The organism is Vibrio marisflavi CECT 7928 (assembly GCF_921294215.1).
GTDB lineage: Bacteria > Pseudomonadota > Gammaproteobacteria > Enterobacterales > Vibrionaceae > Vibrio > Vibrio marisflavi.
This window is the reverse complement of the sequence record NZ_CAKLDM010000002.1, coordinates 574,052-595,094: the sequence shown is the minus strand read 5'-3', so window position 1 is coordinate 595,094 and position 21,043 is coordinate 574,052. Positions and strand designations below refer to the sequence as shown.

General features: G+C 43.8%; 20 protein-coding genes, 1 tRNA gene and 1 riboswitch. Of the genes, 10 read left to right on the top strand and 11 right to left on the bottom strand.

Annotation, left to right across the window (positions count from 1 at the left end; genetic code table 11):
- Positions 1–234: 234 nt before the first annotated feature.
- The 8 genes from L7A31_RS09490 to moaA form a co-directional block, all read right to left on the bottom strand.
- Complete coding sequence (locus L7A31_RS09490; protein WP_237361274.1) at positions 235–2,550, bottom strand: zinc/cadmium/mercury/lead-transporting ATPase; 2,316 nt, start codon at positions 2,548–2,550, stop codon at positions 235–237.
- 85 nt (positions 2,551–2,635) lie between these two features.
- Positions 2,636–4,102: an MATE family efflux transporter gene (locus tag L7A31_RS09485; protein ID WP_237361273.1), complete on the bottom strand. Its 1,467-nt coding sequence runs from the start codon at positions 4,100–4,102 to the stop codon at positions 2,636–2,638.
- Positions 4,103–4,193: 91 nt separating this feature from the next.
- Positions 4,194–4,610, bottom strand: a complete 417-nt coding sequence (locus L7A31_RS09480) for a CBS domain-containing protein (protein WP_237361272.1) — start codon at positions 4,608–4,610, stop codon at positions 4,194–4,196.
- A 249-nt stretch (positions 4,611–4,859) separates the two neighbouring features.
- Positions 4,860–5,321 carry a molybdopterin synthase catalytic subunit MoaE gene (gene moaE / locus L7A31_RS09475; protein ID WP_237361271.1) on the bottom strand — a complete coding sequence of 154 codons (462 nt, stop codon included), beginning with the start codon at positions 5,319–5,321 and terminating at the stop codon, positions 4,860–4,862.
- Between the two features lies 1 nt (position 5,322).
- Positions 5,323–5,568 carry a molybdopterin synthase sulfur carrier subunit gene (moaD, locus tag L7A31_RS09470; RefSeq protein WP_237361270.1) on the bottom strand — a complete coding sequence of 82 codons (246 nt, stop codon included), beginning with the start codon at positions 5,566–5,568 and terminating at the stop codon, positions 5,323–5,325.
- Entirely contained in the window at positions 5,565–6,044 is a 480-nt protein-coding gene (moaC, locus tag L7A31_RS09465) for a cyclic pyranopterin monophosphate synthase MoaC (protein WP_237361269.1), read from the bottom strand. The genes moaD and moaC overlap by 4 nt, the downstream gene beginning before the upstream one ends.
- A 3-nt stretch (positions 6,045–6,047) precedes the next feature.
- The gene (gene moaB, locus L7A31_RS09460; RefSeq protein WP_237361268.1) at positions 6,048–6,575 is read right to left on the bottom strand and encodes a molybdenum cofactor biosynthesis protein B; all 528 of its coding nucleotides are present in this window, start codon (positions 6,573–6,575) and stop codon (positions 6,048–6,050) included.
- Positions 6,576–6,681: 106 nt separating this feature from the next.
- Positions 6,682–7,671, bottom strand: a complete 990-nt coding sequence (gene moaA, locus L7A31_RS09455) for a GTP 3',8-cyclase MoaA (protein WP_237361267.1) — start codon at positions 7,669–7,671, stop codon at positions 6,682–6,684.
- A riboswitch (molybdenum cofactor riboswitch) is annotated at positions 7,660–7,796 on the bottom strand. Its footprint overlaps the gene before it by 12 nt.
- A gap of 354 nt (positions 7,797–8,150) precedes the next feature.
- On the opposite strand from moaA, the gene yvcK reads away from it, so the two are divergent.
- Positions 8,151–9,035: a uridine diphosphate-N-acetylglucosamine-binding protein YvcK gene (gene yvcK / locus L7A31_RS09450; RefSeq protein ID WP_237361266.1), complete on the top strand. Its 885-nt coding sequence runs from the start codon at positions 8,151–8,153 to the stop codon at positions 9,033–9,035.
- Here yvcK and luxU read toward each other — a convergent pair.
- From luxU to uvrB, 3 genes are all read right to left on the bottom strand, one after another.
- Positions 9,027–9,374 carry a quorum-sensing phosphorelay protein LuxU gene (gene luxU / locus L7A31_RS09445; protein ID WP_237361265.1) on the bottom strand — a complete coding sequence of 116 codons (348 nt, stop codon included), beginning with the start codon at positions 9,372–9,374 and terminating at the stop codon, positions 9,027–9,029. The two genes, yvcK and luxU, sit on opposite strands and share 9 nt — an antisense overlap.
- A complete protein-coding gene (gene luxO / locus L7A31_RS09440) occupies positions 9,375–10,775 on the bottom strand; it encodes a quorum-sensing sigma-54 dependent transcriptional regulator LuxO (protein ID WP_237361264.1) in 1,401 nt (466 codons plus the stop codon).
- A gap of 251 nt (positions 10,776–11,026) precedes the next feature.
- Entirely contained in the window at positions 11,027–13,057 is a 2,031-nt protein-coding gene (gene uvrB / locus L7A31_RS09435; protein WP_237361263.1) for an excinuclease ABC subunit UvrB, read from the bottom strand.
- Positions 13,058–13,512: 455 nt separating this feature from the next.
- On the opposite strand from uvrB, the gene L7A31_RS09430 reads away from it, so the two are divergent.
- The 9 genes from L7A31_RS09430 to gloA all read left to right on the top strand — a co-directional run bounded on the left by L7A31_RS09430 (position 13,513) and on the right by gloA (position 21,034).
- Positions 13,513–13,588 (top strand) — tRNA-Asn (locus tag L7A31_RS09430).
- Between the two features lie 268 nt (positions 13,589–13,856).
- Entirely contained in the window at positions 13,857–14,438 is a 582-nt protein-coding gene (gene rsxA / locus L7A31_RS09425) for an electron transport complex subunit RsxA (protein ID WP_237361262.1), read from the top strand.
- Entirely contained in the window at positions 14,438–15,028 is a 591-nt protein-coding gene (rsxB, locus tag L7A31_RS09420; RefSeq protein WP_237361261.1) for an electron transport complex subunit RsxB, read from the top strand. The genes rsxA and rsxB overlap by 1 nt, the downstream gene beginning before the upstream one ends.
- A gap of 2 nt (positions 15,029–15,030) precedes the next feature.
- Positions 15,031–17,553: an electron transport complex subunit RsxC gene (rsxC, locus tag L7A31_RS09415; RefSeq protein WP_237361260.1), complete on the top strand. Its 2,523-nt coding sequence runs from the start codon at positions 15,031–15,033 to the stop codon at positions 17,551–17,553.
- Positions 17,553–18,599, top strand: a complete 1,047-nt coding sequence (gene rsxD, locus L7A31_RS09410) for an electron transport complex subunit RsxD (protein ID WP_237361259.1) — start codon at positions 17,553–17,555, stop codon at positions 18,597–18,599. Before rsxC ends, rsxD begins: the two co-directional genes overlap by 1 nt.
- 4 nt (positions 18,600–18,603) lie before the next feature.
- Complete coding sequence (rsxG, locus tag L7A31_RS09405; protein WP_237361258.1) at positions 18,604–19,233, top strand: electron transport complex subunit RsxG; 630 nt, start codon at positions 18,604–18,606, stop codon at positions 19,231–19,233.
- Entirely contained in the window at positions 19,233–19,925 is a 693-nt protein-coding gene (locus tag L7A31_RS09400) for an electron transport complex subunit E (RefSeq protein ID WP_237361257.1), read from the top strand. The genes rsxG and L7A31_RS09400 overlap by 1 nt, the downstream gene beginning before the upstream one ends.
- A gap of 25 nt (positions 19,926–19,950) precedes the next feature.
- A complete protein-coding gene (gene nth / locus L7A31_RS09395) occupies positions 19,951–20,583 on the top strand; it encodes an endonuclease III (protein ID WP_237361256.1) in 633 nt (210 codons plus the stop codon).
- A gap of 34 nt (positions 20,584–20,617) precedes the next feature.
- On the top strand, positions 20,618–21,034 hold the full coding sequence (gloA, locus tag L7A31_RS09390) for a lactoylglutathione lyase (protein WP_237361255.1): 417 nt from the start codon (positions 20,618–20,620) through the stop codon (positions 21,032–21,034).
- The last annotated feature ends 9 nt before the right edge of the window (positions 21,035–21,043 follow it).

Below are 21,043 nucleotides of genomic sequence, written 5' to 3'. Positions count from 1 at the left end.
GCCTTGTATTGATTCATAGTTCAGGCTGTTAACTTATAGGTTATCCGATCAGTTTTATGTGATGAGTGACTCATAAAATATCTGCATACATGTTTCATTTACACAGCCAATCGGTTTGCATCACACTTAGTCATATTCAACTAGTACAAATAGCAAAAACGCTCACATGGAATTGTGAGCGTTTGTTTAAGGTTTACCTACGAATTCGTACTTGCTACTTTGCAGATAGCGAGCCTACTTCTTGCTTGATTTAGGTTTGAACTGAAGAAGTCTCAATGCGTTTAATGTCACCAATGCTGTCGCACCACTATCAGCTAGCACTGCAGCCCACAACCCAGTGACTCCTAGCAAGCTAGTAACAAGGAAGATTGCTTTTGTACCTATCGCCAACGTTATATTCTGCTTAACATTCGCAAGCGTCGCACGTGATAGCTCAATCATATTAGCAAGCTCAACTAAGCGGTTGTGCGTAATAGCCGAATCAGCGGTTTCCAACGCGACATCGGTACCACCTCCCATTGCAATACCAATGCTTGCAGCTTTCATTGCTGGCGCATCGTTGATGCCATCTCCTACCATCGCAACTTGGTGTTGCTGAGACATTTGCTCCACATAGTCCACTTTATCTTGAGGCAGTAGGCTTGCTTTAAAGTCGATACCAATTTGAGAGCTCATTGCTGCAGCACTTCTTGGGTTGTCACCAGTTAACATGATGGAGTGAATACCAAGAGCTTTTAGCTGGTTTACCGCTTGTTGTGAGTCTTCACGTAGAGTATCTTGCCAAGCAACAATCCCCACGACTTGCTGAGCCTCTTTCACTGCAACGACAACAGTTTTTCCGTCACTTTCTAATCTTTGGATATCAGATTCAACACTCTCATCAACTTGGAAACCAAGCTTGCTTGGTGCAACAGCACTGTATCGAATACCGTTAACTACACCAGTTACGCCACTACCAACTAACGCCTCTTTGTCTTCTGCTTCAGGCAACTGAATACCTAAACCTTGCGCTTTCTTCACTAGAGACACTGCCAGTGGGTGACTTGAACCAACCTCAATCGATCCTATCGCTTGCAGTAACTCCCTTTCAGTTAAGCCTGCTAGTGGTAATACATCCGTTACATCTGGCTTGCCTTTCGTCAAGGTTCCTGTCTTATCAAAAGCGATGGTTTCTACTTTTCCTAGTTGCTCAAGTGCGGCTCCGCCTTTGATAAGAGCGCCTCTACGGGCTGCGGTTGCAAGCCCAGAAGTAATTGCAGCAGGCGTAGAAATAACCAGTGCACATGGACATGCGATAAGTAACATGGCTAGGCCGCGATACACCCAAGTATCCCAAGGCTGAGCAAACAATAGTGGAGGAACAACAACAACAGCTAATGCTAGAAGCATCATTGCCGGTGTATACCAACGGCTGAACTTATCAAGGAATCTTTCTAACGGTGCTTTTCTGGACTCCGCCTGTTCAATAAGGTGCAAAATTCTGTCAATTGCATTTTCGCCCTGTTCAGATGTAATGGTAAATCTAACAACTTTATCGACGACTACAGATCCCGCCATTACCGCTTCATCTTTGTATCGCTCTACTGGAATAGACTCTCCGGTCAATGCACTTTCATCGAAACTGGCAGCGACATCGATAAGGTTTCCGTCTGCGGGTAACCTAGCACCTGGTGCGACCTCAATAACATCTCCAGGCTTTAACTCACTTGCCGCAACTTCCACTCGCTCACCAGCAACAATTTTTACCGCGTTTTCAGGTACAAGCTTCATCAGTGCTTGCACACCACTGCGAGCTCGAGAAGCGGCAAAAGCTTCTAGCCTTTCACCCACGAGGAATAACAAAAGCACCATTGCCGCTTCCGCTGTATCCCCTAAGTACAAAGCACCAAGAGCCGCAACACTCATCAAGGTTTCAATGGCAAATGGAGTACCAGATATCGCAAGTCGTACCGCTTTCTTAGCAATAGGGTATAAACCAACCAAGCAGGTAAAGATAAAGATCCACTCACTCACCAGCGGATAAAAAGGGTTGAGAGATGCTGCAATAGCAACAGCCACTGCCACAGAAATTACGTGAAAATTTTCTTTTAGAAATTGGAGTTTTCCAGAGTTTTCTTGGGGTTTAGACGCCGACATTGAGGCATCTTTTAAGGCAAAACCCGTTTTTTGGATTGTCTGTTTTACTTTCTCAACAACAGAATCATCTGTTAGTTTTACAACCAGCTTTTCAGTTGCGAAAAGAACTTTTGTGTCGATGACCCCTTCGACTTTAGATACTGCGGTTTCAATTTTGCTCGCACATGATGGACAATCCATACCTACCACAAGCCAGTTTTTCGTTATGGAGCTAACAGAGTTGCCTCGCCGCTCACTTTCCTCGTCGAGAGAAGTACCTTCACTAGTCGCACATGTATTGCTACTGCAGCAAGAATCCAGTGCTGTTGCACCTTCAATTTGAATAGACGAAAATTTGGCTGATGAACATGATGCAGTAGACGCTGAATTCAATACCTGTTTGCTTGAACGGCAAGCTTGATGTTTAGTGCACATATTCTGTCTCCTTTAATGAATGTACACTAAGTTTAAACCTTGGAGCATACTCCAAGGTCAAGAAAAAATTTAAGCGGCTGCCAATTCAGGCATTCTTTGCATACTCATCTTCGCTATTTTTCGTCGCTGCGGTCACTTCCTCTATCAGCATGGCATCGTGCGAACAAAAAGGTTGAGTGTTTACACATTTAATAGAAGGGTCATCATCAACGGTAAGTTCCTCACCACGCATCAAATGAGTAATGTGCCGCCTTAGAACCACAATAGCCAAGGAACCAAAAAACACGGTTCCAACTGCACTACCGTATAGAACACCGACAGCCCCGTATAAGTGCGACCCTAAATAGACAAATGGATAAGTACCAATTGTCGCTTTACTCAAATTCAGCGCTGTTGAATACAAGGGTTTACCTAGGTTATTAAATGATGCATTGGCAACGAACAACGTTCCGTTGAATATGTAGCTAACTGCAATAAAAGTACAAAATGTTGCCACGATAAGGGAAGCATCACCTGTTAACTTAAAGGCATCGATGATCAAGCCTTGAGCAAAATAAAGGATGATACAAACAACGACAACGTAAGACACCGTCACGAGAATTGAGTTTTTCAAGATATCTTTAATTCTATCGAATCTCTCTGCACCGAAATTCTGACCGATTATAGGTCCAATCGCACCCGACAGCGCAAAAACGATACAGAACACAACCGGTACTAAGCGGCCAATCACTGCAAATCCAGCAACGTAATCTTCGCCGAACTTAGCGATAAATGCGGTAATGATGGCGTTACCAATCGGAGTAGCGGTATTGGTTATAATGGCTGGAACAGCAATAGCACAAATTGTCTTTAAGTGGCCAAGCCACCGTGATAAAGATGGCATAGCAAGTAAGTCATACTCTTTTATCAATGGATAAATAGAGAAAAACAGTACAGTACACCTAGCAATTACAGAAGCAATCGCAGCACCTTCAACATTCCAGCCGAAAACAAAGATAAACAGTGGATCCAAAGCCGCGTTTACAATACCGCCATAGAGCTTTGACCACATAGATCGCTTGGCATCCCCTGCAGCCCTTAAGCCAGAACCACAAGACATAGCAAGAGACAAAATTGGTCCAGAAGGAATCAGTATTCTCAAATAGTCTGCCGCTCTTTCTGCCGCAACACCTTCAGCTCCGATAGCATGAAGCAGTTCTGGAATATAGATAAACATGACCACGCTAACGATTGTGCTTATTAAAAACGCGGTCAAAACAACGCTGGTTCCAAACTCTCTTGCTTTCTGCCTCTGTTTTGCTCCGATGGCTTTCGACACTAACGCTCCCATCGCGATGGATGTACCGATAGATATCGAGGTCGAGAAGAATGTTAGAGTCCCTGCAAAACCAATAGCGGCCGCTAGCTCTACCTGTCCGAGCATACTAATAAATAGCATGTCCAAAAGATCGACGACAAAAAGGCCCATAAGACCAACAGAGCCAGCTCCTGTCATCACTAAGATATGCTTCATTGTCGAGCCTTCGACAAATTTAGCGCCATGATTAGACATAGATATTCCCAAAAAGAAAAGGCGCACAAGCGCCTCAATCATGAATCATTGTTTGGAGAAGCCCCTCTACAGAAACAGAGCAGCGTCGAGATCAAACGGGGTGCTGGAAGCAATCATTTAGATTCTTACCGATAGCCTTTAATACATCAGAACGAGTGATAATTCCAACTAATTTTCCATTGTCGACGACTGGGTAGGCTTTCGGTTTGCCCACTTTCATTTTGTCCGCTAGCTCGATAATACTGGTCTCAGGAGAGACAGACAAAACCTCTCCATGCATACAATCACCAACAATATGAGTGTCCTGACAGAAATAGCTCACCTTAACGAGCTTCTCTAATAAGTCTTGCTCTGAAAGAAAACCGATCACTTCTTCTTTGTCATTGATAACAGGGCCGCCCATATGGGGAGATTTCATTACTTTTTCTAGAGCAGCACTTAACGACATTTCTGTTGTAAATGTGACGGCTTTTGTCGTCATGTAATCTTTAACTTTGAGCGATTCCATCCCTCATCTCCTAAATACGCGAAAACACAAAATGGCTACTCTTTAATTGTTGTTTAATTTCTTGATTTTACTAAATGGATTTCGCAAATATTACTAATAGGTGATGCCTATCAAGTTTTAAGGAGTGAGTATTTACTGCTATTGCAGTAACAAGGAATTAGGTTGAGGTGGGGTTTGTAGATAGAAATCATGAAATTAGGGAAAAACCCTAATTTCAATTGAACGATGGTAAATAGTTTCAGCGTCGTACTACGATTTTTCCTTCCAACGCTCAGCCGCTTTCAAGTCAGTGTCTCGGGACTCTATCCAGCGCTCAGATTCACTTGTGCGCTCTTTCTTCCAAAACGGTGCTTTGGTTTTCAAATAGTCCATTATAAATTCGCATGACTCGAACGAAGCACCTCTGTGCGCACTAGCGACACCAACAAAGACGATTTGCTCTCCCACATCTAAGTCGCCAACCCGATGAATCACTGTGATTTCAGAAAGCGGCCAACGTTCATCTGCTTGATCGCATATTTCGCGTAAACACTTTTCTGTCATCCCCGGGTAATGCTCCAAGCGGAGCCCTTTGACATCGTCACCAAGATTCATGTCACGAACCTTACCGATGAAAGTGACCACGGAACCGGCAGAAGAGTCTTGAGATAACCTTTGATACTCATCATTGATAGAGAACGGTTCTGATTGAACAGAAATATTAATTGCCATACTAGCCACCAGTGACCGGAGGGAAAAACGCGACTTCATCACCATCAACAACAGGGCTGTCAAACGACACAATCATCTGATTGACTGCCGCCAAAAGCTTACCTTGCTCAAATGCTAGCTCCCATTTACCCGGCTGACTGGCAAGATGACTACGCAGCTCTTCTACAGTAGCAAATTCTGGCTCCAACTCTATTGAGTCTTGGCCGACTAGCTCTCGTGTTTGAGCGAAAAAAAGCACTTTAATCATTCTTGTACCTTGAAGTGACCCGACTTACCGCCAGTTTTCTCTAACAACCTTGTCGAGCTAATAACCATATCTTTCTGCACTGCTTTACACATATCATAAATCGTTAATGCTGCAACCGATGCTGCTGTCAATGCTTCCATCTCGACACCTGTTTTGCCTGCAAGCTTACACACCGATTCAATGCGTACACGATTTTCGCTTTCCAACGCTTCAAGTTGAACTTCAACTTTAGACAGTAGCAATGGGTGACATAGCGGAATTAAGTCCCACGTTTTCTTCGCCGCTTGTATACCAGCAATTCTGGCTGTCGCGAAGACATCACCTTTGTGGTGTTCACCTGAAACAATCAGCTGTAGCGTTTCTGGAGACATTTCAACATAGGCTTCAGCTCGAGCTTCACGAACCGTTTCCGCTTTCGCGGAAACGTCTACCATGTTTGCTTCACCCGATGAGTTGATGTGGGAAAGTTTACTCATGGATTAGCCCTGACAAAATTCTGCTGAAAGGTGCGGCATAAAGTTACATGGACGGTTTGTCGCATCAAGTTGCTGCTTGATAATTTTCGTCCAAGCGGTACGACATGCACCAGTCGAACCCGGCATCGCAAATATCACTGTGTTATTTGAGAAACCAGCAACCGCGCGAGACTGGATAGTTGAGGTGCCGATTTCTTCATAAGATACCGCACGGAACAATTCACCAAAGCCTTCTACATGTTTGTCGAAAAGCGGCGTAATTGCTTCTGGCGTGCTGTCACGAGAAGTGAAACCAGTACCACCTGTGATAAGAACAGCTTGTACATTCTCATCAGCGATCCAGTTTGAGATGATTGCGCGAATTTTGTATTTATCATCAATGACAATCTTTTTATCGACTACTTCATGACCGGTTTCTTTTGCTTGCTCCGCTAAGTAACCACCTGATGTATCGTTTTCCTCGGTACGAGTATCTGAAACGGTTAAAACTGCAATTTTTGCTGGTTGAAATGCACTTGCTGCGTGGCCCATAGTAATTACCTGTTTAAGTCGATTTGTATAAGATTTCCCAAGCTTAGACGCTCGGAACAATTAAAAGTTTGCTCTAATGTACGAAGTCTTCGTGAAGGTTGACACACTACCCGCCAATAGAAGCTAGGTGAGGTGTCGCTCCTGAGTTACCATCTTGCAGATGGTGGCTAACCGATTTTGACTCCAACTGAGTTTGAATGCGTGCAATTAAATCTGCTTCTTGCTCATCTTCTTGCAAAAGATCGCGGAGTTCAACACCTTGCTCACCAAACAAACACAAATGAAGTTTCCCTTTTGCTGAAATTCTTAAGCGATTGCAGGTTTCGCAAAACCCTTTTTCATACGGCATGATTAAGCCAATCTCGCCTTTGTAGTCTGGGTGGACAAACACTTGCGCTGGCCCGTCGTTGGCTTGCCTTACTTTAGGAACCCACCCTTCATTCAAAAGCTGAGTACGAATCGTTGCGCCAGAAACATGATTTTTCTGGAAAAAATGGTCCATCTCACCAGTTTGCATTAGCTCTATGAACCTCAATTGGATCGGTCTATCTTTAATCCAGTTGAGAAAAGCTGGCACTTCTCGCAAATTAAAGCTGTTCATTAAAACCGCATTCACTTTGACTTGTTCGTATCCAACCTCAAAGGCCTTGTCGATACCCGCCATCACTTGCTCGAATTTATTCTCGCCTGTGATCTGGTGGAACATTCTAGGACTCAGGCTATCTACGCTGACATTGATATGAGTTAAACCAGCCTCGCGCCACTGCCCAACTTGCTTAGCCATACGGTAGCCATTGGTAGTCGTCGCCACTTTGTCAATTCCGGAAGTGCTGGCTACAGCATGAATAATGTCATTGAAATCACGTCTCAGGCTAGGCTCACCACCAGTAATGCGCACTTTTGACGTACCACAATCAGCAAACGCTTTAACCACACGTTTGATTTCAGGCAAACTGAGAAAGGAGGACTTTTCGCCGTCCACAGGTTTATAACCTTCAGGTAGGCAATATGTACATTTAAAGTTACAAACGTCAGTAACCGACAAGCGCAAGTAATAAAACTTGCGATGAAATTTATCTTCGAATTGTTGCGCCATTCAACACCTTTCCAAACACGGGAGGCATAGTCATTTCCAACTATGCCCTGGTGACTTCAGTCACTGGCTCATAAAGCGTATTCACTAAGGAACTTAGCCCGATGAGCTCGGAGCTATGGCAACCATTGGTCAAAAACCAACAGTAGCTATTAAACCTATTTTGAGTGTGGGATTTTACCTATCAATTGATAAAATACCAGACTTAGCTCAAAATATTCCGCGAATAAGTAATGACTACCTACTCACTTATAGATATTAGCTCTAAAACCGCCCCAAAAAAACCAAAGAACCAAATATCTTTGCCGATAATTAATATCAACGCTAGTCGACATTTTCATTGCTCTAGCTCAATGGAACTTTGACAAACGTTATCCAATAACAAATTATTCTTTTTGGGGGTGCAGGAATGCAGACCCAAAAACAATAAAAATACGCTCGAATAAGATAGGAAAATCCGAAGTGGGCGCGAGAAAGATAGTATGACTCAGTACACAGATAAAAAAATAGTGGCAATCGGTGGAGGCCACGGGCTAGGAAGAGTGCTTTCTGCTCTAAAAGACTTTGGCGGCAATGCAACTGGCATTGTAACAACAACTGACAACGGAGGTTCTACCGGACGCATTCGTGATTGCCAAGGAGGCATTGCTTGGGGTGATACGCGTAACTGCATCAACCAGCTCATTACTGAACCTTCTATCAGCTCGATGATGTTTGAATATCGCTTCAAAGGTGCTGGAGAGCTCGATGGGCACAACCTTGGTAACTTGATGCTAACAGGACTCGACAATCTATCTGTTCGACCTCTAGACGCGATCAATTTGATTCGAGACATGCTCAAGGTAAGTGTCAATATCATTCCAATGTCTGAACACCCATCCGATCTCTCAGCATTGTCTGTGGACGGACGCTGGGTGACTGGAGAGACCAGTATTGACGAAATGGAAGAAAACTTATGTCGACTAGATTTAGTACCTGGAGTGCCAGCAACCAAAGAAGGCGTGTCAGCTATTGAACAAGCAGATTGTATTATCATTGGCCCAGGAAGTTTCTTAACCAGTATTATGCCTCCACTACTGCTGCCTGATATTGGCTACGCCATTGCAAATAACAACAAAGCGAGATTTGTGTTTATCGACAACTTAGCCCCAGAGTCAGGGCCTGCAGGGAAAATGACGTTAGCACAAAAACTACAATGGGTAGAGCGAGCTTGCCAAGCGAGAAAAATTGATACTGTCATCGGCGAAGGCGATTATTCTTCACTAGATGAAAACTGGAATTGTAAAAATGTAGAATTGGCCTCTCCTAACAGAGGCTGGCGTCATGACAGGTCAAAGCTACAAGACGCCATAGAAAGCTTATTGTGATAATAGCTCACGATATCTGTGATAGGTCTGTTGTAGTAGATCTAGCATCTCATCTGTATCCAACTTCTCATCGATGGACTGGCCTGCCTTCGCTTTAGCATCTATTGTAATTGCGATCGCACAAAGCGCTTCAGCACCAAAGCTTGCTGCGCTACTTTTCAGGGCATGGCTGATGTCCTTTAGATACTCTGAGGTGCTTCCTGTTGGGTTAGAAACTAGATTGCTGATGTACGCATCCAGCTCACCAAGAAATATTTCCAATAGAACAGGTACATTCTCTTGACCGACTTCCGCTGCTAATCGGTTAATTTTTTCTTGATTAAGAACATCCAATGCCATCTATAATTTTTCCTTTTCTTTTGTATTCCATGCCTGCAACTTTCGATATATTGTCGAAGGGCTGACATCTAAGTACCCAGCAGCCTTAGGAATATTGCCGTCACAAACCTCTATCGCTTGCTCTATTGCCACTTTCTCAGTCATCCAAAGTGGAAATATATCTTGAACAGTTAGACTCTTTATTTCTTGTTTCTGTACTCGAATCAAATTGTCATTCGGTTGATTCAGTGGTGGTGGCAGCATATCGAGATCAATTTGTTTGCCGTTATTCAGCACCACTACATTTCTCAGTACATTCTGCAATTGTCGGACATTACCCGGCCATTCATAATCATTAAAGCGTTCAACGACCTCTGGAGCCAACCGAATAAAATCTTTTCCTTCTTCATGAGACATAAAGCCCAAAAGTGAATATGCAATTTCTATAACATCCTCGCCTCTATCCCTTAATGGTGGTAAATGAAGCGGGATAACATACAAGCGATAGTAAAGGTCTTCTCTAAAACGCCCTTCTTGCACTTCTTTCCAAGGGTCTCGGTTTGTTGCACATACAAATCGCACATCAACACTCTTCATTTTTGAAGAGCCAACCTTCTGAAACGTACCCGTCTGAATGAAACGCAACAGCTTGGTTTGCAGATCTAAGTCCATCTCACAAAGCTCATCGAGGAACAAGGTTCCACCATCTGCAAGCTCTGCAGCGCCTTGGCGGTCAGTTGCTGCACCGGTAAAGGCACCTTTCACGTGACCAAACAACTCACTTTCTATTAAATCTTTTGGGATCGCTGCACAGTTAATCGCAATAAAAGGCTTGTCCCCTCTCTTGCTCGCTGCATGAATCGCTTCGGCACATACTTCTTTACCCGTACCACTTTCACCTGTGATAAAAATACTGGCTTTACTTGATGCTGCCGAGTCTATCGTACGGTAGACAGCTTGCATAGTGTGGCTACTGCCAATAAAACCTTGATAGTTTTGATTATTAGGGTCGCCAGCTTCGTTCTTAAGCTTCGTTGCCTTACGAATCGCGTTATTCACCGTTACTCTCAAACGATCCGCTTCACAAGGCTTAATCAGAAAATCTTGAGCACCGTGGCGCATTGCTTGAACTGCGGTATCAATAGAACCGTGGGCCGTCATGAAAATAATAGGAACTTCAGGGTGAGTCTGCTTAACCGCATATAACACGTCCATACCTGTCATATCGGGTAGTCGAAGATCGAGCAAGATAAGATCTGGTGTTCGAAAAGTTAAGCTTTCAATTGCCTCTCTTCCCGTACCAACAATATTGATGTCTATCCCTAGTGGGGTTAGATATGAACGATACAAAACTGCAACTGATGCGGTGTCCTCCACCATCAGCAAATATTTGTTTTTTTGATTCAGTGTTGTTTGTTGCATAACCTAGCCATAATGCTTTGCATTTTGTCTAAATGATTGCATTACGAATTGCATTTTGCAAATTTTTTCAATAAAAATAACAAAAATCTATCAATTATCCGTGATATATAACTGGCACGATATATGCTGAATATAAATTAACCCTAACGGGTTACCTAGCCAACTGACGTTGTTAGTGAACTTAGTATTCACAAATATAAGCCAATAGATCCTTTTTCTATTGGCTATTTTTTTATCTATATCTATCCATTCTAGCTGTTCGAGATAAACTGTTTGCGTAAAGCCTCAATTTTATCTCGTTTTTCTGCAGCAAGTTCAAATTCTAGATCTTGCGCGTGTTGATACATTTGTGCTTCTAGCTTAGATATTTCCTTCTCTAAATCTTGAGGAGACAACGATTGATAGCTTTGTGAAGGTTCGGCTACTTTAGATAGTGGAACTTGCTTGCTAGGTTTCTGCTTCTTGGACTTAGCAATATCGCCAAGCTCCATGATATCTTGCACACTACGTTTAAGAGCGGTTGGAGTAATGCCATTTTCCTCGTTGTAGGCTTGCTGCTTTTCCCTACGGCGATCGGTCTCATCCATCGCTTTCTTCATCGATTTCGTCACCGAGTCCGCATATAGGATAGCTTTACCCTGAATATTCCTTGCTGCACGGCCAATCGTCTGTATTAACGAACGCTCTGAGCGTAGGAAGCCCTCTTTATCTGCATCCAAAATCGCCACCAGCGACACTTCTGGCATATCAAGCCCCTCACGGAGCAAGTTGATCCCAACCAATACATCAAACTCACCCAAGCGTAAGTCTCGTATAATCTCTACACGCTCCACGGTATCGATATCGGAGTGCAGGTAACGCACCTTCACATCATGTTCGTCAAGGTATTCAGTTAAGTCCTCAGCCATTCGCTTGGTTAAAGTCGTAACCAACACCCTTTCATCTTTCTCTGCTCGAATACGGATTTCAGACAAAAGGTCATCAACCTGTGTGGCTACTGGGCGTACTTCCAACTCAGGATCGAGTAAGCCTGTCGGCCTAACCACCTGGTCTGCTACATCATCCGATGATTTTTCAAGTTCATAGTTACCAGGGGTTGCGGAGACAAAGATTGTTTGAGGAGCAAGCGATTCAAACTCTTCAAATTTGAGTGGTCGGTTATCTAAAGCTGATGGAAGTCGGAAACCAAATTCTACAAGTGTCTCTTTTCGAGAGCGGTCTCCTTTGTACATAGCACCTATTTGAGGAACGGTTACATGTGACTCATCGATAATGAGCAAGCCATCATGTGGCAAATAGTCAAACAAAGTCGGTGGCGGCTCTCCTTCGTTTCGACCACTCAAGTGCCTTGAATAGTTTTCGATACCTGAACAAAAGCCAAGTTCCGTCATCATCTCAATATCGAATTGCGTTCTTTGGCTTATTCGTTGTTCTTCCAGTAATTTATTGTTATCCGTCAGATAGGTTTGCCTAAGGCGTAGTTCCTGTTTGATTTTCTCTATCGCTTCTAAAATACGCTCTCTGGGTGCTACATAGTGAGTTTTAGGGTAAATGGTATAACGCGGAATATCTCTTTGCTTAATTGCCCCTGTTAGCGGATCAAAAATACTGATGCACTCCACTTCTTCATCAAACATTTCAATGCGCACTGCATCCTGATCAGATTCGGCAGGAAAGATGTCTATTACTTCGCCACGCACACGAAATTGACCACGCTGAAATGCGACTTCGTTACGTGAGTATTGGAGCTCAGCAAGCCGACGTAAAATATCGCGCTGGTTTAATATATCTCCACGACGAATATGCAGCATCATTTGTAAGTACGATTCCGGATCGCCCAAACCATAAATGGCAGAAACAGAAGCAACAATGATCGCATCTTTACGTTCCAGTAGAGCCTTAGTGGCGGAAAGGCGCATTTGTTCAATATGCGCGTTCACCGAAGAGTCTTTCTCAATAAATGTATCCGTCGTTGGAACGTACGCTTCAGGTTGATAGTAGTCATAGTACGAGACGAAATATTCAACCGCATTATTAGGAAAAAACGATTTCATCTCTCCATATAGCTGTGCCGCGAGTGTTTTGTTTGGCGCTAAAACAATGGCTGGTCTTTGAGCCTCTGCAATCACATTTGCCAATGTAAAAGTTTTGCCCGACCCAGTCACACCCAACAATGTTTGATGAGCCAAGCCAGAATCTAACCCTTCGAGCAATTTATTAATTGCACTAGGCTGGTCACCTGATGGGCGATAATCAGATACCAAATCAAACACTTTACTCATATACACCTCAAATCTGATCCATTGACGACAACTAACGAATGAATACCAAAGTAATTAGCTATCAATTGCATCTATTGTCGCTTTATCTTTGTCACACATCAAACCAGAATATTATCTGTGTACAATATTACTACTGGTCACAGTCTGTACAATTGGGTGCTATTTTCAAGCCCACCGAATAGATGACGAATAAAAGCTTTATTTATCATATTCATACATTCCAAAAGCACCAATGCGACTTTCGTAGCTCGATGATTTCTTCAACAATTCATTCCATTCAACCTGTCGCCAACACAGTTATCCACAGTTTTGGTGGATAAGTAAATGAAGCGCAAGAACTGTAAGGGCTTAGAAAAAGTAAAGGTTTTTTAGAGAAATATATTTTTCTCTTTGTCTTATTTTTGAGGTTGACAGGGTCTCATCCTGAAGATAATATTCGCAGCGCTTCGAGCAATTCCCCCTTAGTTCAGTTGGTAGAACGGCGGACTGTTAATCCGTATGTCGCAGGTTCGAGTCCCGCAGGGGGAGCCATATTCTATAGGCCCATTCTTTTAAGAGTGGGCCTTATTCGTATTTATGCCTTGAAAATTCTACACATTCACCTGACGTAGTGGTTTTTTGGGCTTATGCTTGAAATTAATACATGAAGCGACTGAAATAGCTCGCACATATTTTTGCACCGATGAATAAAAACTAAGGGCGTTTACTGATTCAGGTCATAAAACCCTATTGTTCCTTGGTTGTTATTGATTTTGCAAAACATGATAATATCGCCATCGAAATTTAGCGCTGATCAATTATGACCGAATATCTCTTGTTGATGGTAGGCACGGTTCTCGTCAACAACTTTGTACTTGTTAAGTTTTTAGGACTTTGCCCATTTATGGGTGTGTCCAAAAAGCTAGAAACAGCCATAGGCATGGGCCTTGCTACCACCTTTGTTATTACCCTTGCCTCAATATGCTCTTACCTTGTTGAGACCTATATTCTTTATCCTCTCGGTATTGATTATTTGAGAACCATGAGCTTTATATTGGTGATTGCCGTCGTCGTGCAATTCACTGAAATGGTTGTGCACAAAACTAGCCCGACGCTCTATCGCTTACTAGGTATCTTCCTTCCTCTGATCACCACAAACTGTGCTGTACTTGGTGTTGCGCTCTTAAACATCAATGAGAACCACAACTTTATTCAGTCTATTGTTTATGGGTTTAGTGCCGCGCTTGGTTTCTCTTTAGTATTAATTCTGTTTGCTTCAATGCGTGAGCGGATCGCCGCTGCCGATGTTCCTGCACCATTCAAGGGAGCTTCTATTGCGATGATCACAGCTGGCTTAATGTCGCTTGCCTTTATGGGCTTCACTGGTCTGGTGAAGGTGTAATGAGCTCTATTTTATTTGCTGTTATCGCGTTAGCAGTCCTAGCTGCTATTTTTGGTGCGATATTAGGTTTTGCCTCCATAAGGTTTAAGGTCGACTCAGACCCAATCGTTGATCAAATTGACGAGATATTGCCGCAAACTCAATGCGGACAATGTGGTTATCCCGGTTGCCGCCCATACGCTGAAGCGATCTCAAACGGTGACAAAATTAACAAGTGCCCTCCTGGTGGCCAAGCGACCATTGAGAAATTGGCTAACCTAATGGGTGTTGACGCTGAAGAATCCGCTCATGATTTATCAGACTCAATAAAAAAGGTCGCTTTTATCCACGAAGACATGTGTATAGGCTGCACGAAGTGTATTCAAGCTTGCCCAGTCGATGCCATCGTTGGTGGCACCAAAGCTGTACACACTGTCATTAAAGATGAATGTACGGGCTGCGATCTCTGTGTTTCCCCATGCCCTACAGACTGCATAGAAATGATTCCTGTCGAATCCACTACTGAAAACTGGAAATGGCAACTAAATACGATTCCCGTCGTCAATTTATCCGAATCTCCAGAGCAACCACCGAGAGCTAATGAAGGATGAATATGTTGTCATTGATTGAACAAGTAAGATCTGGCGCGCTATGGGACTTTCCCGGAGGCGTTCATCCACCAGAAAACAAGAAGCAATCGGTTCTGTTGCCACTAACAGAAGCTTCCCTACCTTCCGAAATCGTGCTGCCAATCAAGCAGCATATTGGAACCGCAGGAAATCTCACAGTGTCTGTTGGAGACAAAGTTCTTAAAGGACAAGCGCTCACCAACTATAACACTAGCTTTATGCTACCTGTTCATGCTCCAACATCAGGTAAAGTTATCGCTATTGAGCCAAGAACCGTTGCTCACCCGTCGGGTCTGAAAGAAACTTGTATTGTTATCGAACCCGACAACTTAGATGAATGGGCGACGCTTTCGCCATGTGCTGACTTTAAGAGTGAATCTCCTGACGAACTGATTGAACGTATTCGCGAAGCTGGAATTTCTGGCTTGGGTGGCGCTGGTTTTCCAACTGCGAAAAAAATTCAGTCTGGATTAGCGAAAACCGATATTCTTATCGTGAATGCGGCTGAATGCGAACCATATATTACAGCTGACGATGTCTTGATGCGCCACTACGCAGATGACATCATCAAAGGCATTGAAATTATTGAGCATATTCTAAAGCCAAGGTTGACCATTGTCGGTGTTGAAGACAACAAACCTGAAGCAATTCACGCACTAGAAAATGCATCAAAGGACAAAGACTTAGTCATTCGAGTGATTCCAACCAAATATCCTTCTGGTGGCGAGAAGCAACTAATCAAAATTTTGACCAACCAAGAAGTGCCGAATGGTAAAATTCCTGCTGATATTGGCATGCTAGTGCAAAATGTTGGCTCACTGTATGCTATCAAGCGTGCCGTTTGTGATGGTGAGCCTCTCATCAACCGCGTTGTCACTTTAACAGGTGATACATTTAAAAAGCCAAGAAACGTATGGGCGCGCATTGGTACGCCAGTACAAGCTTTACTGAATGAATTTGAATATAAAGCCGACAAAAAACTGCCAAGGTTAATTCTGGGTGGTCCAATGATGGGCTTTACTTTACCCCATGCGAATGTTCCGGTAACCAAAACAACCAACTGTATTCTTGCTCCTACTCGCAAAGAGATCTCCGCTAATCGATATGAAATGGCGTGTATTCGTTGTGGCCAGTGTTCAGATGCATGTCCTGCGTCGCTATTGCCCCAACAGCTGCAATGGCACGCGAAAGCAGCCGAATATGATAAGTGCGAAGAGCTCAATCTAAAAGATTGTATCGAGTGTGGTGCATGTGCTTACGTGTGTCCAAGTGAAATCCCTCTTGTACAGTATTATCGCCAAGCAAAAGCTGAGATTCGCACTCGTAAACTCGAAGCTGAAGCTTCAGAAAGAGCGAGGCTACGTTTTGAAGAGAAAAAAGCTCGCTTAGAAAGAGAAAAAGCAGCACGTGAAAACCGCTTTAAAAAAGCAGCCGAAAAGCGTCGTGAAGAGATGAAACAATCTTCAGGTGAAGATGCAATTGCAGCTGCTATTGCTCGTGTAAACTCTAAGAAAAAGGTTAGCGATGAACCAAAATCTGCTGTGGCTGCAGCAATAGCAAGAGCTAAAGCTAAGCAAGCGGCTGCCGCTAGCTCAGGAAACTCTGAGCCAGATAACTCTGAAATGTCCAAGCTTCGAGAAGAACGTAAAAGGCAAGCAAGAGAGAGAAAAGCCGAGAAGCACAAACAAGAACCAGAGACTACTGACTCCAAAAAAGATGCCGTTGCTGCAGCTATCGCTCGTGCGAAAGCTAAAAAGCAAGTAAGCACTTTAGCTGAAAATTCTGGCTCTCAAACGACGAGTGACGAGAGCACTGAAAAAGACGCGAAGAAAGCAGCCGTTGCCGCAGCCATCGCTCGCGCGAAAGCTAAGAAGCAAGCTAACGCTCCAGCTCAAGAGTCAAGACCTGAACCTACGGGCGACGAAAGTGCTGAAAAGGACGCAAAGAAAGCGGCCGTAGCTGCTGCTATCGCTCGCGCGAAAGCTAAGAAGCAAGCTAATGCTCCAGCTCAAGAGTCACAGCCTGAACCTACGGGCAACGAAAGCGCTGAAAAAGATGCAAAGAAAGCAGCCGTAGCTGCTGCTATCGCTCGCGCAAAAGCTAAGAAGCAAGCTAACTCTCCAGCTCAAGAGTCACAACCTGAACCTACGGGCGACGAAAACTCTGAAAAAGATGCAAAGAAAGCGGCCGTGGCTGCCGCTATCGCTCGCGCAAAAGCTAAGAAGCAAGCTAACGCTCCAGCTCAAGAGTTACAGCCTGAACCTACGGGCGACGAAAGTGCTGAGAAGGACGCAAAGAAAGCGGCTGTGGCTGCCGCTATCGCTCGCGCAAAAGCTAAGAAGCAAGCTAACGCTCCAGCTCAAGAGTCGAAATCTGAGCCTACGAGTGACGAAAACTCTGAAAAAGACGCAAAGAAAGCGGCTGTGGCTGCAGCTATCGCTCGCGCAAAAGCTAAAAAAGCGGCTCAACAAGCAGACACAGATAATAACTTCGAGGAGAAAGAGTAATGGCCTTCTTTATTGCCAGCTCCCCACATGCCCACAATAAACGCAGCACCCCCGATGTTATGAAATGGGTGGCGATTTGTGCGTTACCCGGTTTAGCTGCGCAAAGTTACTTTTTTGGTTGGGGCAGTATCATTCAACTCGTGTTCGCTATATTCATTGCGCTGGCGATGGAAGCTGGAGTGATGCTACTTCGCAAACGACCTCCGCTATCAGCTATAAGAGATAACAGTGCGCTTGTTACCGCGTGGTTATTGGCCGTGTCCATTCCACCTTTATCTCCTTGGTGGATCATTGTGATCGGGTTATTCTTCGCTATCGTTATTGCTAAGCACCTTTATGGCGGAATTGGGCAAAATTTGTTTAACCCGGCAATGGTGGCTTACGTTGTTTTGCTGATCTCTTTCCCTGTACAAATGACAAGCTGGATTGCACCACACCAGCTATCTCAAGACCCAATCTCTTTTCTTGATTCGTTGTCACTGATATTCACCAACTTCAACCTAGATGGTATGTCACTTCAACAAGTGCGTGCGGGAATAGATGGTGTCACCATGGCAACGCCGCTAGATGCGTTCAAAACTGCCTTACACAGTGGAAACACCGTATATGAAGCTTTGAAACAGCCACAATTTGACGGCTTAGCGGGCATCGGGTGGGAGTGGGTGAATATTGCCTACTTGTTAGGCGGCCTGATCATGATCAGACAAAAAATCATCAGCTGGCATATCCCAGTGAGCTTCTTAGCTGGACTATTCATTACCTCGGCTCTGTTTATGTTGGTTTCTCCAGGCGAAACAGCTTCTCCAACGATACACTTGCTGTCAGGTGCAACCATGCTTGGCGCTTTTTTCATCGCCACCGACCCTGTCTCAGCCTCTACTACGGTCAAAGGCCGGCTCATTTACGGCTTCTTCATTGGTTTCATGGTATTTATCATTCGCAGTTTTGGTGGCTTCCCAGATGGTGTCGCCTTCTCCGTACTTCTCGCGAACATGTGCGTACCAATGATTGACTACTACACCAAACCTCGTACTTATGGGCACTAAAACCATGTTAAATGCAATTCGTAAAAACGGGCTAGTGCTAGCGATATTTGCCATTATTTCAACTGGTGTCGTTGCTTTGACACACTACCTAACTCAAAATCAGATTCAGCATCAAGAGCAACAACAGTTGATGTCGATACTGAATCAAGTGCTGCCACAAGACTTACACGACAACACGTTGTACAAGTCTTGCACGCTTGTCACTAACCCAGCACTTGGGACGAAATCTGCTATGCCGGCATACATTGGTACATTAAACGGAGAACCAAGTGCCATTGCTATTGAATCTATAGCGCCAGACGGATATAGCGGTGCAATAAAAATTATTGTAGGTGTCAAACAAGATGGCACGATTATCGGTGTTCGCGTACTGTCACAACATGAGACTCCAGGCCTTGGTGATAAGATTGAACTTCGTTTCTCAAATTGGATTCTGGAATTCACAGGTAAAAAAGTCACACAGCAAAACTTACCAACTTGGAAAGTGAAAAAAGATGGCGGCCAGTTTGATCAATTTACCGGTGCTACTATTACTCCAAGAGCCGTTGTAAAAGCGATTAAGAATACCGTTTTATTCGTCGACCAACATAGGCAAGAGATCCTTTCTCAGCAACTCAATTGTGGAGTTAAGTGATGAATGATAACAAGACATTAATGAAAAATGGCTTATGGAACAATAATCCAGCCTTAGTTCAGATTTTGGGGCTGTGTCCATTACTTGCCGTATCGACATCTGTTATCAATGGCCTAGGTCTTGGTATCGCGACTATGCTTGTACTGGTAGGCTCAAACATCACAGTATCTCTAGTTCGCGACTATGTACCAAATGAAATACGCATTCCTGTATTTGTCATGATCATTGCTGCGCTGGTTACTTGCGTGCAACTACTAATGAATGCCTATGCCTACGGTTTATACCTGTCGCTAGGTATTTTTATCCCATTGATTGTGACCAACTGTATCATCATTGGTCGCGCAGAAGCCTTTGCTTCTAAAAATAAAATATTACCCTCAGTTCAAGATGGCTTTTGGATGGGAATGGGCATGACCAGCGTGCTGGTTGTGCTAGGTGGTATGCGTGAGTTGTTAGGCAGCGGCACTCTATTTGGTGGTGCGAATATTCTGCTTGGTCAATGGGCGTCTTCATTGAAAATTGTTGTTTTCCACCCGGACAACAGCTTTTTGTTAGCTTTGCTTCCTCCTGGTGCTTTTATAGGCTTAGGCTTCTTGATTGCCCTAAAAAGTGTTATTGATAAAAAAATGCAACAGCGCCAACCAAAAGTTGAAAAACCTAAAATTGAACGTGTTAGAGTCACTAACCAATAAGAATAATCACTGGAAAGCTCCTTGAATGAATAACACCAAAAGAGTGGAAATCTTAGAACGACTGAGAGAAGCTAACCCGCACCCGCAAACAGAACTCAATTGGTCCAGCCCTTTCGAGCTTTTAATTGCTGTTTTGCTCTCAGCTCAAGCCACTGATGTAAGCGTTAACAAGGCAACAGATAAACTTTATCCTATTGCCAACACTCCCCAATCCATCTTTGATTTGGGTGTGGATGGTGTCAAAGAATATATCAAGACCATTGGCCTGTTTAACTCAAAGGCTGAAAACGTCATTAAGACCTGCAAAATACTACTCGAGCAACACAACGGTGAAGTGCCAGAAGATCGTGACGCACTGGAAGCACTGCCAGGTGTTGGCAGAAAAACCGCGAACGTTGTCCTAAACACGGCTTTTGGCTGGCCAACTATCGCTGTTGACACTCACATTTACCGAGTCTCAAACAGAACCAAGTTTGCGATGGGTAAAAACGTTGATCAAGTTGAGCAAAAACTATTGAAAGTTGTCCCTAAAGAATTCAAAGTGGATGTCCATCACTGGTTGATTCTTCATGGACGTTATACATGCGTTGCCAGAAAACCCAGATGTGGCAGCTGCATCATCGAAGATCTCTGTGAATTCAAAGAAAAAACAGAATAGTTTATCTATTAACTTCGCATTTTAGGAGCAACTTATGTCTAATGGTCGTATTCTACATACCATGTTACGTGTCGGTGACCTCGACAAGTCGATCGAGTTTTATACTGAAGTTATGGGTATGAACTTACTCAGAAAAAATGAAAACACCGAATATGAATATACTCTCGCCTTTTTAGGTTACGGTAATGAATCTGAGGGTGCCGTCATTGAGTTAACTTATAACTGGGGCACTTCTGAGTATGACTTAGGCACTGCATTTGGTCATATCGCTATTGGTGTAGATGACATTTACTCAACCTGTGATGCTATCAAAAAAGTAGGCGGAAATGTCACTCGTGAACCAGGGCCAGTAAAAGGTGGCACAACAGAAATTGCTTTTGTTAAAGACCCTGATGGTTACATGATCGAACTCATTCAAAATAAAAATGCTAGTCAAGGTCTAAACGGCTAGCAGAAACTC